A 15323-nucleotide genomic window follows, 5' to 3' on the forward strand; every position below is an offset into this window, starting at 1 on the left:
TTGATCTGTTTAAAAAGCGGGAGCACTTTTTCAGGAAAAATCTTTTTTAGGTGACCCTTGCATTATATATGACTGAATGCGACTACCTATTATGAAACAAAACTGCCACCCCAAATTATGGAGGTGGCGGTTAATCAAGAAACTCACAAGTTTTGAGACGAACTTTCTGCCGAAGGATGTGCTTTAAGTCCTTGGCTGAAGCAGGCCTCATCAAAATTCCGATCGATATATGACAACCCCTTTTGACCGGATATTTACGAAGGGGCTTACTGGTTACGCCGGTCGCCTGGCACAACTTCTAAGTGAACAACCCTAAGCAACTTAGCTTACAAATTCTTTCCTCAGTAATATTAAGAGTTGATGTGTTTTTGAACGAGTCAAATTTTTTTTAGCGAAGGGTAATTTCTTTCACCTGCTTTAGAGCGGTAAAGATTTCCTCTCGGCTACCCTGGTTTTCTATCGCCGTCTTGAAGCCGGGATCGCGCATGGCAAAACTGAGCTTTGAAAGCAGATGCAGGTGGGCCCGCAATGTCGGTGAAATCAGACAGAACAGCGTATGGATCGGTTTTCCGTCCAGGGCGAGAAAATCAACAGGATCTTCCAGAAATGCCAAGGAAATGCTCGGCTTGGTGATATGTAGCAGCACCGGGTTGCGGGGGTGGGGAATGGCAATGCCGTTGCCGACTCCTGTTGACGCCAGCTCTTCCCGAGCGTTCAGTACCTTGAGCAGATAATCCCGATCAACCTCTTCCGGTAAACGCAACTCGTCAACCAAGTTGGACATAACCCCTTCGCGGGTCTCTCCACCAAGGCGGTAGATAATTCCCCCGGTTTCCAGCGATGCGACCAGTTTAGGCAAGGGTGTCCCAACAGCTTCCGGTTCGTGGAACGCATCTGGAGAAATTCCCATTCGCCGCGAGGTGGCCCATTCGAGTAGTTCCGATCGGTTGAAACGGTATTGTTCGTTAACCCGGTAGACAGGGACAATCTCCTGTTTAATCCAGCGATAAATCGTTTTTTCTGAAACGCTCAAGAGATTGGCGGCGTCTTTGACCGAAGTATTCATTACTGTCCTTTGAGGCGGATATTTCTAAATAATTGGATTCAGCCGGAGATTACCAAGTCGAATGTTTGCCTGTCAACCGCCGCAAGGATCTGTTTGACGACGCTCGGAGAGTAACGAGTCGAAACAAATTCTCTCTTGACAATAGTCTCGTTGAAATCAATAGTGTCCACAGATGTCCCATTGAAGTGACTCTTGTCACATAAAGAGGATAAATGAACATATCTGTCAGAGATGCGGCGGCCTTGCTCTCGGTCTCGGAAAAAACCATTTACCGTTGGATCAAGCAAGAAATCCTGCCGGCCTACAAGGTCCATGAAAACTATCGTTTTAACCGGGCCGAGCTGCTCGAATGGGCGACCTCCCAGCGGAAGGGAGTTGCGGTTGAAGCGTTCAGTGAGCCTGAGTCGGAGGACGAAGCGTTACCAACTCTCTACCAGGCACTGGAGGCTGGTGGAGTCTTCTATCGGATTGAAGGGAAAAGTCGGGAGGACGCCCTTTCCGCGGCGATCATGCACTTGCGCCTGCCGGAAGAGACTGATCGCCACTATCTGGAACAGCTGCTGATTACCCGGGAAAAACTTGCGTCAACAGCGATTAATAACGGTATCGCCATTCCCCACCCCCGCAGCCCCGGGCTGATAAATGTCCTGCGGCCGACGGTAACGCTCTGTTTTCTTGAACAACCGGTCGATTTTAAAGCGCTAGACGGACAGCTGGTTTCAATCCTGTTGCCGATCATCGCCCCGAGCCTCCGCTCTCACTTGCATCTGCTCTCCCGAGTTGCGTTTGTCCTTCGGGATCCAGCGTTTGTCCAGGTGCTGAACAGCGAAGCCAGCAGAGAAAAGATTTTTGCGGCTCTGGCAAAAGTAGAAGGAAAGATCAAAGGCTGATAGAGAAGTTGAAGAGTGAGATTCGCGTGGAGTCTGAGTCGAAACAATGAACCTGTTTTATTTTGCACTAGCCATTCTTTTAGGCGGCAGCCTGGTTGCTTTGCCGGTCCGTCGTTCTCCGCTTGCCTCGCTGCTGGGCACTGGTAGCGCACTGCTTGCCGTCTGCCTGTCCGGGTTGGTGGCACTCAAGGTTCTGTTGAGCGGTGAAACCCTTGCGCAAAGTTTGCCCTGGCCGGTCCCCGGTGGGGAATTCACGTTGCTGATCGACCCGCTGGCGGCATTTTTTATCCTGCCGATCTCTGTTTTGTCATTCTTCTGTACCCTCTACGCCGGTCCTTACCTGCGCCATGACGGCGAGAGCCGGCCACTGGGCCCACATTGGTTTTTCTTCAACATCATGATAGCTGCCATGCTGCTGGTAGTGACCGCCGCCAATGTCGTCCTGTTCCTGGCCGCCTGGGAAATCATGACCATCAGCTCCTTCTTCCTGGTTGCTTGGAACCACCGCCAGCAAGAGGTGCGCAAGGCGGCGTGGCTTTACCTGTTGGCCGCACATCTCGGCATGATGCTGTTACTGGCACTGTTTATTCTTGCTGGTAGCTGGTGCGACAGCCTTAACTTCAGCGATTTTGGCCCACTGGCGCAGTTGCCGCTATCCAGTGCTGCGCTGCTTTACCTGTTGGCGCTGTTCGGTTTTGGCGTCAAGGCCGGGCTGTTCCCGATCCATATCTGGTTGCCGGATGCACACCCGGCCGCCCCCAGCCATGTTTCCGCGTTGATGTCCGGCGTGCTGATCAAAACCGGTATCTACGGTATTTTACGGATGCTCAGCCTGCTGCCGCCAGCACCTTCTTGGTGGGGCTGGCTGCTCGCCTCGCTCGGTGCCACCGGAGCGCTTTACGGGATCTCTCTGGCCGCGCAACAAAGCGACATCAAGCGTTGCCTAGCTTATTCGACCGTGGAAAATGTCGGCATCATCCTGCTCGGTCTCGGTTTCGGCATGGTCGCCACGGCCGAAGGTCATCCAACGATTGCGTTGCTGGCTTATGCCGGAGGGCTGTTGCATCTCTGGAATCACGCGCTCTTTAAAGGGGTCATGTTCCTCGGTGCTGGCGCCCTGATGCACGCAACCGGAACGCGGGATATGAACCGTATGGGCGGACTGCTACGGCGGATGCCGCTGACCGGTCTGCTCTGGATCGGTGGCAGCCTGGCGATCGCTGCGCTGCCGCCATTTAATGGTCTGGTCAGCGAATGGTTCATCTACCTTGGTTTGGCTGCTGCCGGTGCTTCCCACGTCGGCTTTGGTGCTCTGCTGCCGCTGCTGCTGTTCGGTCTGCTCGGCGTGGTCGGGGCTCTTGCCCTGGTCACCTTTTCGCGGTTGATCGGCATCTGTCTGCTTGGCGAACCACGAACCGCGGCGTCTGAACAGGCCCACGAAACTCCCTTGCTGATGCTGATCAGTATGGCCTTACCTCTGCTCGGCTGTCTGCTGATCGGGCTCTATCCGCAAGGGGCGCTGACCTTGCTGTCTCGTCCGTTATCCCAAGTGAGCGGCCTCAATCTAGAGGTTGTTGCCTCTCTCAAGCAGCAGGTTGAGCCCTTGGGCTATGGCGCCCTGCTATTGGTGGGCGCGCTACTGCTACTGGCCCTGCTGCTGTTTTTTCTGCGCCGCTTCCGACCACAGGCGCAGGCTGCGACTTGGGGCTGCGGGTATCAGTTTCCAAGCCCGCGTATTGCTTATACCGGCGAAGCCTACTCCGAGTTAGCCTTTCGCCACTTGTTACCGAAGTTCATGCGCCCGGCCGTCAGTGGCGGCGCTGTCAAAGGGCACTTTCCTGTTTCCGTTGAACTAAGCCAGCGATCGAGTGATCCGGTGCTGGTTCGGATTCTACAACCCCTGTTTCTGGGGGTCGCTGAGCGGTGCCATCAGTTGCGCTGGCTGCAACAGGGAAAACTGTCGATCTATCTGCTCTATATATTTATCGCCAGCGTTGTATTGATGGCTTGGAGCCTCTGGGCTGGGGGACACATAAATGGGTGAAATGGGCTTGTTTGTGACAGGGACCCTGCTGATCAGTCTGGCCGGTGTGCCAGGCGTGTTCAGCCGCAAAGAGGGCCGGGCCGGTGAACGCCTCGCCTGTCTGCTGACCATCGCCGGCGCCGTCTGTGGCACGATTGCGGTTCTTGTCTCTCTGAGTCAGGGCGTGGTGCCGCACTTGAACATCGACTGGGCTTTGCCCGGTGGAGCTTTCGCCCTGCGACTCGATCCGATTACCGCTGCGTTTCTGTTACCCCTGTTTCTGGTCGTTGCTTGCGGCTCAGTCTACGGGCTGCGCTACTGGCCGCAGTCTGAACACCCTGGTAATGGGCGCAAGCTGCGCCTGTTTTACGGCGTGATCAGCGGGGCGATGATTCTGCTGCTATCTGCACATAACAGCATCCTGTTTCTGATGGGTTGGGAGTTGATGGCTCTGGCCGGTTTTTTCCTGATTACCACCGAAGATCATAAAGAAGAAGGCCGCCGGGCCGGTTTCATCTACCTGATCGCCACCCACACCGGCACCTTGGCGCTGTTTGCCATGTTCGCCCTGCTGGGTGAGGCATCAGGTTCGCTGATGTTTCCAGGTGCAGGTAGCCTGCCGGTCGCAGGGAGCGGAATAATTTTTCTGCTCGGACTGTTCGGCTTCGGCATGAAAGCCGGTCTGATGCCACTGCATATCTGGTTGCCCGGAGCCCATGCCGCCGCTCCCAGCCACGTCTCGGCGCTGCTCTCCGGGGTGATGATCAAGATGGGCATCTATGGTCTGATACGGATCACCTCGATGTTTGCTGATATCCCCGTCTGGTGGGGCTGGAGCGTGCTGCTGCTGGGGATGGTTTCCGGCATCATGGGGGTGGCGCTGGCGCTGGCGCAGCACGACATCAAGCGCTTGCTGGCTTACCACAGTGTTGAGAACATCGGCATCATCGCCCTCGGTCTGGGGCTGGCCCTGCTCGGACAGAGTTATCAGATGCCGGAACTGACCGCCCTCGGTCTGGCCGGCTGTCTGTTGCACGTTGCCAATCACGGTTTATTCAAGTCTTTGCTGTTTTTGACGGCCGGCTCAGTGATTCATACGGTTGGCAGTCGGGAAATCGATCATTACGGTGGGCTGCTCAAGCGTCAGCCCTGGACCGGTGCTCTGTTTCTTGGCGGCGCGGTGGCGATCAGCGGCTTGCCACCCTTTAACGGTTTTATCAGCGAGTGGCTGATTTATTTGGGCGCGTTTCAACCATTGCAACAAACCTCTTCCGTCCTCGGCTTTGCGGTTCTGGCTGCCCCGGCGCTTGCCCTGATCGGTGGCCTGGCGCTGGCCTGCTTCGTCAAAGTATTCGGCATCGCGTTTCTCGGTGAACCACGTAGCCAAGCAGCGGCTCAGGCCGACGAATCCTCGCCGACGATGATCGGGCCGATGCTGCTGCTGTTTTTAGCCTGCTCCGGGATCGGTCTGCTACCAACCACTTTGACTCCACTGTTGCGCGCAGCGGTGGCCTGTTGGACCGGTTCTGATGCCGCCATCTTGCCAGCGAGCCTGTTTGCCCCCCTTAAGTGGATCGGTCTCTGTGGTTGGTTGTTGCTGCTGTTGCTGGCTGTTTTGGGACTCTGGTTGCATTTACGCAGTCGGCGGGCTCCGCGACAGATCGGAACCTGGGGCTGTGGTTACCAGTTTCCGACGCCGCGCATGCAATACACCGCCAGTTCTTTTGCCGATTCCCTGGTGCGCCTGTTCAATTTCGGGCTCTGGAGTGAACGTCATGGCGGGCGGGTGGAGAAACTTTTCCCGGTACAGAGCGAGTTTGTCAGTCATACCCCCGATGCGGTTTTAGACCGGCTGTTGAGCCCCCTGTTTCTAACCATCGGGCAGCTGTTCCGCCGAGCGCGCGCCGCTGTCCAGAATGGGGTTCTGGCTATTTACCTGCTCTACGTGGCACTGACCGTTATGACGCTGCTGGCGTTATTTACCTTTTGAAAGGGACCCTTGTCATGATCAGTAGCCTGGCTCTACATTTTGCCCTGTTACTCCTGTTCGCGCCATTGCAACTGGGAATCATCACCAAGACCAAGGCTTGGTTCGCAGGCCGGGTCGGTGCCCCCTTGCTGCAGCCTTATTACGATCTGGCCCGGCTCTGGCGCAAAGGGTTTGTCATCAGTCACACGACCACCTGGGTTTTTCTGCTCGGTCCAGTGGTTGGCCTGGCGGTTCCTTTGCTGGCCTCGCTATTACTTCCCTTTGGCGGCTTGCCTGCCCCGATCTCCTTTGAGGGGGATCTGATTCTGTTTGTCTACCTGTTCGGCCTGGCGCGGTTTTTTACGGCAGCGGCTGCGCTCGATACTGGTTCCAGTTTTGAGGGGATGGGAGCTGCCCGCGAAGTGACTTTCTCCTGTCTGGCTGAACCGACCATGCTGTTCGCGCTGTTGGTGTTGGCCCGCCTCTCTGGCGGTCTCTCGCTTAACCAATTGTTCGGTGACCATCTGTTGACCTCCTGGCACAGCGAAGCCGGAGCGTCCCTCGGTCTGATTCTGGTCTGCCTGTTTGTCGTGCTGCTGGTTGAAAACTCGCGTATTCCCTTCGATGATCCCACCACCCACCTGGAGTTGACGATGGTTCACGAGGTGATGGTCCTCGACCACAGTGGCCCGGCCTTCGGCATGATTCTCTACGGGGCAGCACTGAAGATGATGGTTCTCGGAGCCATGCTGGTGCGGGTGGCGATCCCCTGGCAGACCGGCTGGTGGCTGAGCGATGCCGCTCTGTTTCTCGGTGGTATTGCTGGGCTGGCGATCCTGATCGGGGTGATTGAGTCGATCATGGCTCGGTTAAAGTTGCCGCGGATTCCCCAGGTTCTGATCGGCACCTCGCTATTGTCAGTCTTTGCCCTGGTGCTGGTGTTGCGTTGAAAAGGAACTGATCGTGAGATTATTTGATTGCTGGAGAAATAAATCATGATGGAATTTACTAACCCGTTGCTGCTGACCGTGATCCTGATCAACTTTTTCACCCTCGGCAGTGCTCGCCTGGTTGCCTGTATCCGGGTGGTGGCGCTACAGGGGGCGCTGCTGGCGCTGTTGCCGCTGACAACGCACGGACTGTCAGGTCATACGCTGCTATTGGCAATCGGTGCCTTAATTTTTAAAGGGATCTTTATCCCACTGCTGTTGCTGCGGGCGATTCGTGAAGTGCGGATCCGGCGCGAGATGGAACCAATTATCGGCTTCGTCCCGACCCTGATGCTCGGTGCTCTGACCACGGCCGGGGCGTTTTTGTTCGCCGACTTTTTGCCGCTAATCCCGGAACATCATGGGAGTCTGTTTGTGCCGACGGCACTGGCGACCATGTTCGCTGGTTTCCTCCTGCTGATCACCCGGCGCAAAGCGATCACCCAGGTGCTCGGCTATCTGATGCTGGAAAATGGCATTTTTATCATCGGCGTGCTGCTCAGCTCAGCGCTGCCGATGATGGTCGAAGCAGGGGTGTTGCTTGACTTGTTGGTCGGAATTTTTGTCATGGGGATCGTCATGAATCAGATCAGTCGCGAGTTTTCCACCCTCAACACCGAACGTCTCTCAGCCTTGAAGGAATAGGATGATGCTTGAACTGCTGATCGTTATCCCGCTGATTGCCGCTGCTCTTAGTCTGATCATCCCCTGGTACCAGCTGCGTTCCTGGCTGCTGCCGATCAGTAGCGGCTTGCACCTGCTGTTGGCGGTGTTACTGGTGCTCGATTATTTCCCGGTTACTGGGCAATGGATCGGTCTGGATGCACTCTCGAAGCTGGTCCTGGTTGTCACCAGTCTGCTCTTTTTCGGCTGTGCCATCTATGCTGTGGGTTATCTGGATATTCGCCGCGACCGCGGCAACAAAACCATGGTCCCCTGTTTGCTGATTTTTCTCAGCGCCATGAGCTTGGCGATTATCGCCCGGCACTTTGGTCTGATGTGGATGGCGGTTGAAGCGACCACTATCGCCAGCGCACCGCTGATCTATTTCAATCGTAATCGACTGTCGATCGAAGCGACCTGGAAGTACCTGATGATCTGTTCGGTGGGAATTGCGCTGGCGATGCTCGGCATGCTGTTTATTGCTTATGCCGCCCTCGGCAGCGGGTCACCGGTCAGTCTGCACTTCGATATCTTGATGGGTGAGGCGCAACTGTTGAGCAAGCCTTGGCTGCATGCCGGTTTCGTCTTTCTGTTGGTCGGTTTCGGCACCAAAATGGGGCTGGCTCCCTTGCACAGCTGGAAGCCTGATGCCTACGGGGAAGCGCCAGGGCTGGTCGGAGCACTGCTCGCTGGGGGGCTGACCAGTGTCGCTTTTCTTGCCATCCTGCGCGGAGTGCAGTTGATGACAATCGCCGGCGACGGTGCGATGGCTCGTCAAGCGATGCTCGGCATGGGACTGTTCTCGCTGCTGCTGGCAGCTATTTTCATGGTTCGTCAGCCCGATATCAAGCGACTGCTGGCGTATTCCTCGGTTGAACACATGGGGATTCTGGCGATCGGCGTCGGCATCGGTGGCCTGGCAACCTTCGGAGCCATGTTGCACCTGATTAATAATGCTTTGGCCAAAGGAGGACTATTTCTAGCGGCCGGTAATATTCAGCGGGCCTATGATAGTAAACAGCTTTCCGAAGTGCGTGGTGCAATCGTTACACTGCCGATCTCCGGCACCCTGTTTCTGGCCGGATTTCTGGCAATTACCGGGTCTCCACCGTTTGGCCCATTTCTGAGTGAATTTACAATTTTACGCGGAATTTTTGCTAGCGACCGGCTGGTGATCGGCTTATTGGTGTTGCTGTCTTTAGCCACAGTTTTCATTGGTATGGGCGCGACGGTGCTCTCGGCAACTCAGGGGGAATCTCCTGTCAGGGCGAACGGTTTTACCGACCGTCCGTTGCTCTACCTGTCGCCGCTCTGTTTTATGCTGCTGGTGCTGATACTTGGTGTCTACCTTCCAGAACCGCTGCAGCATGCGTTGCAGCAAGCGGCTGACCTGTTGGAGGTGCAGCCATGAGTCAGTCAAAACTGATCCGTTTTCGTCACGGAGCCTCGGTCCCGTTGGCCGATCTGCCGCGTCTCGATTTTTCCGAGTTTCGGCAATCACTTCTGCAAGAAGTGGCTGCTGATGCCCGGGTCGCAAGTTTTTTCGGCCAACCATCCGCAGCCGGCTTGGAACTGTTCGCGATTCTCAGCCACGATTGGTTGGGGGAGATTGCTCTGTTGCGCACCTGTGTCAGTAACAGCTACCCGGCGCTGACCCCGGATTGCCCGCAACTGCACCTGTTTGAACGGGAGCTGGCCGAGCAATACGGCGTACGACCGGAGGGGCACCCCTGGTTGAAACCGGTCCGCTTTCACAACAGCTGGGTCGATTCAGCCGATATCTGGGACCGAGATCCGCGCCAGCACCCGATCCCCGGAGATATGGATTTTTACCGGGTGGAAGGCGAAGAGGTGCATGAGGTAGCGGTTGGTCCGGTCCACGCCGGGGTGATCGAGCCGGGCCATTTCCGTTTTCAGTGCCACGGTGAAGAGGTCATGAGTCTGGAGATCTCCCTCGGGTTCCAGCATCGCGACATCGAACAGCGGCTGATCGGCGGCCCACATCCAGCCAGCATCTATCAACTTGAAGCCGTCGCCGGGGATACCAGTATCGGTCACGCAACCGCTTACAGTCAGGTGCTTGAGAGCCTTGCCGGGCAGGACGTTTCGCCACGTGCTTACGCGATCCGGGCCATTGCTCTGGAGCTGGAGCGGCTCGCCAACCATGTCGGCGATGTCGGGGCCATGGCCGGTGATGTCGGGTTTTTGCCGACCGCTTCGTTCTGCGGGCGTTTGCGCGGAGACTACCTGAACCTGATGGCGGACCTGTGTGGCAGTCGCTTCGGCCGCGGCTTGGTCCGTCCCGGTGGGGTAGGGTTCGATCTCGACGTCGAGATGGTCAAACATCTCCTCGAACGCCTGAAAATTCTTGAGCCTGAGACTCGTGGGGCCATCGAACTCTGCTTCGATAGCCCTTCGGTGCTGGCCCGTTTTGAGGGGACCGGCCCACTGGCGACCGATGATGCCGAGGAGCTGGGTCTGGTCGGGGTCGCTGCCCGGGCCTGCGGGCTGGTGCGTGATGCGCGTCTGCACCACCCCTTCGGTAGCGGGGTGGTCAGCTTCGATACCCCGGTGATCGAAACCGAAGGCGATGTGTTCGCCCGGGGCAATGTCCGGCGGCGGGAAATTTACGCATCTCATCAATTGCTGGACGACACCCTCAAGCTTTTGCCGCAGGGGGAGGGGATGCAGCAGTTGGGTCCTTTGGCCCCCAATTGCCTCGCCGTCTCGTTGTGTGAGGGTTGGCGCGGTGAAATCGTCCATGTGGGGATGACCGACGCTCAGGGCCAGCTGGCTCGCTACAAAATCGTCGATCCATCGTTTCACAACTGGAGCGGTCTGGCCATGGTCTTGCGCGGGGAGCAGATTTCTGACTTTCCGCTTTGCAACAAAAGTTTCAACCTGTCGTATTGCGGCTTTGACCTTTAGGGAGTGCGCTTATGTTATCGATTATCCGTGAACGACTTCGGCAGGGGCACCGTACCGGTAAATTCCCCAAGGTCGAACCTAACCTCCCTGAGCGGTTTCGCGGTCTGCCGACCGTCAGTCAAGAGCTGGCGCCCGCAGTTCGCGCCGAGGCCGTAGCCGGCTGCCCGTTTGGTGCATTGCAAGAGCGGACCGGGACCTTGCAGATCGACCTCGGGCGCTGTCTGTTTTGCGCTGACTGTTCCGCGGTCAAACTGGGAGCCGTAAGCTTCAGTAACGATTATCGCTTGGCGACGCGCAAGCGCGAGGATCTGTTTTTGGAAGATGAGGTGCACCGCTTGGCGGAGAAATTAAACAAGCGGATGCTGAAACTGTTCGGTCGTTCTCTCAAGCTACGGCAAGTGTCGGCTGGTGGATGTAATGCCTGTGAAGCGGACTTGAATGTGCTCGGCACCCTGGTTTTCGATCTGGGCCGCTTCGGTATCCAGTTCGTCGCTTCGCCACGGCATGCCGACGGCATGATGGTCACCGGCCCAGTGACCGAAAACATGCGGAGCGCATTGCTCGACACCTACGCCGCGATCCCCGAACCGAAGCTGGTTATCGCCTCGGGAGCCTGCGCTATTGGGGGCGGGCCATTCCAAGGCAGTCCTGAAGTCAACAACGGCATCGGTGATTTGCTGCCGGTCGACCTCTATATCCCCGGCTGCCCTCCCCATCCTTACACCGCTTTGGATGGTTTATTGCGGCTTCTCGGCCGACGGTGAACTGGATCGATAGATACATTTTTTCGATCGAGAAATGAAATTGAAAATGAAGTGGATTCTGTCATTTAAAAAATGGTTTGCCCATGCCCCTCAAAAGGGACCTCTTGCTCCATACGAGCTTGAATACCTGTTGGAGGTGCAGAATTAAGCAAGGTAAGGTTGATGGAACTGCGGATTCTTTAAGAAAGCTCGGTCGACGACTTTTCTGCCAGAGAGAAACCTTCTGATTAATAAATGTATAGACACCGGACAGTTTGATTACGCTTTCGTTTTAACCCGTGAATTGGCGGTGGCGATAGAAACAAAAAAACTACTGGAAATAATAGTAAGAGCTGCCGATACTGCTGGGGATTTTGGAACTGCAAGGCCCGCATCGCTCGTTTTGAACAGATGAAGTGGTAGCGAGGCATTGTTCCTACTGAATCGCCTCCAGTAGAGTAGACATCTCCCCGGCTCAAAACTAGTAAGTTTTTTGCCCAATCTGCCGACCAGCCGAAATCGTCTTATATATGGAGTTTGTAACAGGCAGGATCCTACCTCTAATACCACCAATCGCCTTCTCTGATATCATTTAAAAATAGATCGCAAAAGTCTTTAGGATATTCTGACAGGGTGACGGGTTTCACCATAAATGGCAGGATCTCGTACCATGTTTCGGAAAAATCGCGGGCTTTTTAGCGCCAAAGTAAGTTAACCCTTTGGAACAACCAAGGGGACTTCTTGTTCCCGAAAGCACGAAAGCACGAAAGCCGCCTCCAGATTCAGGAGACGGCTTTCAACACGTTAAGTAAATGCCTCGCTTTTGCAGCCCCGCTCTTTATTCAACCTCTCAATGCTTCAATCAAGCGCCTTCGGTGCACAAACATTCTCCGCTTTACTCACTTTGGCTCCACAATTTGTACAAGCAAAGTGTGCTGGCGCTTCAAACAACCGCCTGACCTCTTCATTGAGCTCTTTGGCTTTCAGTTCACAAATATGCAGATGGTGGCTACCGGAATCTACGCAACTGTTATCACTCATAATATTTCTCCCCGACAAGGATCAAGACCATTATGGTTACAATTTAGCCTGTTCCCCACAAAAGTCAACTCGTTAGAGATCGATCAAGTCACCATCGCTGACGATATCTAACTGTAACTCTGCCTGGCGGGCGAGCATTTCCGTCCCTAAATGGGTTAACACCAACCGCTTGCTTGTAAGCTTATCGCGTTTCTTCATCAGGGTTTGATAATCCAGATGCGAGGGTGTCGGCGTATCGTAGGCGAAGCATTCAGCGATCAACAGATCGCTGCCAGCAGCTAGCGGGATGAGATTATCTGTCCACTCGGTATCACCGGTGTAAGAAATGACTTTCCCGGCAACTTCAACCCGCAGCCCATACACCTGCTGGCTATTGCCATGCTTAACCTGACAACAACCGATCATAAAAGCTCCCTGTTCGAGGAAGCTATCCGTATCGAGCTGACGATAAACAAGCGGGAACCCGAGCTTTTTTCCGATCGCACCAGGATAAAGGGCCTCCTGCGCGGCCTCCACCTGCTGCTGCAAACTTGGGGGACCGATCAGGGTTAAAGGGCGCTTGCGTTGACTGACAAAGGTCCCTTCCAACAACAAAAATGGGATGCCGCCAAAATGATCACCATGCAGGTGGCTAATGACGACCGTATCGATGTCCGCAGGATTGATGCCACAGCGCTGCAGCCCGATCAGGCTGGAACAACCGCAATCGAGCAGCAGTTGCTCTTTTTCTGTCGCCACGTGGTAGCAGCTGTTTAGCCGCCCACCGCTGCCAAAGGCGTCACCGGTGCCGACACAATGGACTCGGACCACAGTAGACATTATTTGGCTTTTTCAGCCGCGGTCAACTTTGCCAGTTCTTCGGTAATTAACTGGTCAAAGGCCGCCCGGCTACGCTGCGGCAGGCGGCGCCCATTGATAAAAATGGTCGGCGTTCCGCGAACTCCGATCTGCTGCCCTTCCTGCATATCGGCATTAAGTTGCTGTTCCAATTTGGCGTTACTGCGATCAACCTTAAAGCGGATCATGTCAAGGCCGGCCTGCTCTGCTAACTGTTCGATTTTTGCCGGATTTAACTTGTTGTAGTTAGCAAACAAAAGATCATGCAACGGCCAGAACTTGCCCTGCTGTTCGGCGGCTAAACTGGCGATCGCCGCAGCGCGGGCATTTTTATGCATGCCGAGAGGGAATTGCTTGAAAACTAGTTTGACCTGATCCGAGTAGGCACTCACAACGCCCTTGACCAGCGGAACCGCCTTAGCGCAATAAGGACATTCGAAATCATCAAAAATGACAATCGTTACCGGGGCATCATCCGGTCCCATCGACGGGGCACCGACAGTCGAAATCTGGACCACCGGCTCCAACGCAATCAACAGCAGCTGCTGCTTCTGGCCCATCGCTAAAACCAGCCGATTACTCCCCTGTGGAGTGATACCCGTCACATCCGGGCCGGCATCAAAAATGCCAACCAGGTCACCATTAGCGGAGAAAAGCTGGATCTCCCCTTTGTCGGTCAAGGCATAAATCCGCTGACCATCGGCCGTAGCGACCACTTGCACTGGATTGGCATTGAGGCTGACCGTACGGAGCATGCGCACATCGACCCTGCTGGCAGCGAACAGCGATGTCGTGCTGAGAAAAAGAAAGAGAATCATCAGAAGCGATTTTCGCATGAGCACGGGCTCCTTTTAAAAAAACAGGTTATTGTTTCGGGAAATAAATTATTTCACATTTTCATGCCGTGTGCCATGTCCAATATAAAAAAGCCGCCCAAAAATAAGGACGGCTTTTTAACGATTATCCGTGACTTCGACTCAACTGCGCATTTTCTGAATCAAAACCAAATCAGCAAGAACCAGTGCCGCCATGGTTTCGACAATCGGCACCGCCCGCGGCACAACACAGGGATCGTGCCGACCCTTGGCCGCCAATACGGTCTGTTTGCCGTCATAATCGGCAGTCTGCTGTTCTTGACCGATCGTTGCTGGTGGCTTGAACGCCACCCTAAAATAGACCGGTTCACCATTGGAAATCCCCCCTTGCACTCCGCCACTACGATTAGTAGATGTGCCAAGTCGATCACCTTTTTGTACATAGGGATCGTTGTGCAACGAACCGCGCATCTTCGCCCCGGCAAAGCCGGAACCGATTTCAAAACCTTTAGTGGCCGGGATAGAGAGCATGGCATGGGCCAAATTGGCTTCCAGTCGATCAAAGACCGGTTCGCCTAATCCAGCCGGCAGATTACGACAAACGCAAGTGACCACCCCACCGATCGAGTCTTTGGCTGCCCGGGCAGCAACAATTTCGGCCGTCATCTTGGCTGCCGCCTGCGCATCGGGACAGCGGATATCATCGGCATCAACCTGTTCACGAGTAATGCTGTCCATGTCGATCTCAGCGGCATCATGGTCGCCAACCGAACTGACCCAGGCAACTATCTCGATGCCATATTCTTCAAGCAGAAACTTCTCGGCGATAGCCCCGGCAGCGACCCGACCGATGGTTTCGCGGGCACTGGAACGACCGCCGCCACTGGAAGCGTGGATGCCATATTTGGCGCGGTAGGTGTAATCGGCGTGGGAAGGGCGTGGGATCTGACTCATTGAACCATAATCACCAGGACGCTGATCTTTATTGTTGACCAACATGCCGATCGGGCTGCCGAGGGTCAAACCATTTTCAATCCCGGAGAGGATTTTTACCTGATCCGCTTCGTCACGCTCGGTGCCGAGTTTGTTGCCACCGGGCCGACGACGATCGAGTTGCACCTGGATATCGGCTGCGCTCAGGGACATACGTGGCGGCACCCCATCAACCACAACGCCGACTGCTGCGCAATGAGATTCTCCGAAAGTAGAAAGTTTAAAAAGGGTTCCAAAGCTGCTCGACATTGCTTCCTCACATCCGTTCAGGGTTCGACTAACGCGATTTATATTCAGGTCATGCAAGGCGGCATCATAACAGAAAGCGATCCACTGTGTCATATGCAAACCCAACCCGCAGAGGAG

The 15323-nt window shown here is 55.2% G+C and carries 13 protein-coding genes; 8 read left to right on the top strand and 5 right to left on the bottom strand.

Annotated features, from left to right (window positions below; translation table 11 throughout):
• Positions 1 to 388: 388 nt before the first annotated feature.
• A complete protein-coding gene (locus ACZ5PT_RS04865) occupies positions 389 to 1066 on the bottom strand; it encodes a PTS sugar transporter subunit IIA (protein ID WP_464265685.1) in 678 nt (225 codons plus the stop codon).
• Positions 1067 to 1278: 212 nt separating this feature from the next.
• Here ACZ5PT_RS04865 and ACZ5PT_RS04870 point away from each other — a divergent pair, with 212 nt between their 5' ends.
• From ACZ5PT_RS04870 to ACZ5PT_RS04905, 8 genes are read left to right on the top strand one after another with little or no spacing between them, the layout of a single operon-like run.
• Positions 1279 to 1956, top strand: coding sequence for a PTS sugar transporter subunit IIA (locus ACZ5PT_RS04870; protein ID WP_464265686.1), 678 nt, complete (start codon positions 1279 to 1281; stop codon positions 1954 to 1956).
• Between the two features lie 46 nt (positions 1957 to 2002).
• On the top strand, positions 2003 to 4000 hold the full coding sequence (locus tag ACZ5PT_RS04875; RefSeq protein WP_464265687.1) for a proton-conducting transporter transmembrane domain-containing protein: 1998 nt from the start codon (positions 2003 to 2005) through the stop codon (positions 3998 to 4000).
• Positions 3993 to 5969 (top strand): proton-conducting transporter transmembrane domain-containing protein, encoded by a 1977-nt coding sequence (locus tag ACZ5PT_RS04880; RefSeq protein WP_464265688.1) that lies wholly within the window; start codon positions 3993 to 3995, stop codon positions 5967 to 5969. Before ACZ5PT_RS04875 ends, ACZ5PT_RS04880 begins: the two co-directional genes overlap by 8 nt.
• Before the next feature lie 14 nt (positions 5970 to 5983).
• Complete coding sequence (locus ACZ5PT_RS04885; protein WP_464265689.1) at positions 5984 to 6898, top strand: respiratory chain complex I subunit 1 family protein; 915 nt, start codon at positions 5984 to 5986, stop codon at positions 6896 to 6898.
• A gap of 45 nt (positions 6899 to 6943) precedes the next feature.
• Positions 6944 to 7582 carry a hydrogenase gene (locus ACZ5PT_RS04890; RefSeq protein WP_464265690.1) on the top strand — a complete coding sequence of 213 codons (639 nt, stop codon included), beginning with the start codon at positions 6944 to 6946 and terminating at the stop codon, positions 7580 to 7582.
• Position 7583: 1 nt separating this feature from the next.
• Entirely contained in the window at positions 7584 to 9011 is a 1428-nt protein-coding gene (locus ACZ5PT_RS04895; protein ID WP_464265691.1) for a proton-conducting transporter transmembrane domain-containing protein, read from the top strand.
• The gene (locus tag ACZ5PT_RS04900; protein WP_464265692.1) at positions 9008 to 10528 is read left to right on the top strand and encodes a hydrogenase large subunit; all 1521 of its coding nucleotides are present in this window, start codon (positions 9008 to 9010) and stop codon (positions 10526 to 10528) included. Before ACZ5PT_RS04895 ends, ACZ5PT_RS04900 begins: the two co-directional genes overlap by 4 nt.
• A gap of 11 nt (positions 10529 to 10539) precedes the next feature.
• A complete protein-coding gene (locus tag ACZ5PT_RS04905; RefSeq protein ID WP_464265693.1) occupies positions 10540 to 11292 on the top strand; it encodes an NADH-quinone oxidoreductase subunit B family protein in 753 nt (250 codons plus the stop codon).
• An 837-nt stretch (positions 11293 to 12129) separates the two neighbouring features.
• Here the strand turns inward: ACZ5PT_RS04905 and ACZ5PT_RS04910 are convergent.
• From ACZ5PT_RS04910 to aroC, 4 genes are all read right to left on the bottom strand, one after another.
• Complete coding sequence (locus ACZ5PT_RS04910; protein WP_464265694.1) at positions 12130 to 12312, bottom strand: hypothetical protein; 183 nt, start codon at positions 12310 to 12312, stop codon at positions 12130 to 12132.
• A gap of 72 nt (positions 12313 to 12384) precedes the next feature.
• Positions 12385 to 13131 carry an MBL fold metallo-hydrolase gene (locus ACZ5PT_RS04915; protein ID WP_464265695.1) on the bottom strand — a complete coding sequence of 249 codons (747 nt, stop codon included), beginning with the start codon at positions 13129 to 13131 and terminating at the stop codon, positions 12385 to 12387.
• Positions 13131 to 13985, bottom strand: a complete 855-nt coding sequence (locus ACZ5PT_RS04920) for a DsbA family protein (RefSeq protein ID WP_464265696.1) — start codon at positions 13983 to 13985, stop codon at positions 13131 to 13133. Before ACZ5PT_RS04920 ends, ACZ5PT_RS04915 begins: the two co-directional genes overlap by 1 nt.
• A 141-nt stretch (positions 13986 to 14126) precedes the next feature.
• Positions 14127 to 15206 carry a chorismate synthase gene (aroC, locus tag ACZ5PT_RS04925; protein ID WP_464266707.1) on the bottom strand — a complete coding sequence of 360 codons (1080 nt, stop codon included), beginning with the start codon at positions 15204 to 15206 and terminating at the stop codon, positions 14127 to 14129.
• Between the last annotated feature and the right edge of the window lie 117 nt (positions 15207 to 15323).

The organism is Desulfuromusa ferrireducens, assembly GCF_055389805.1.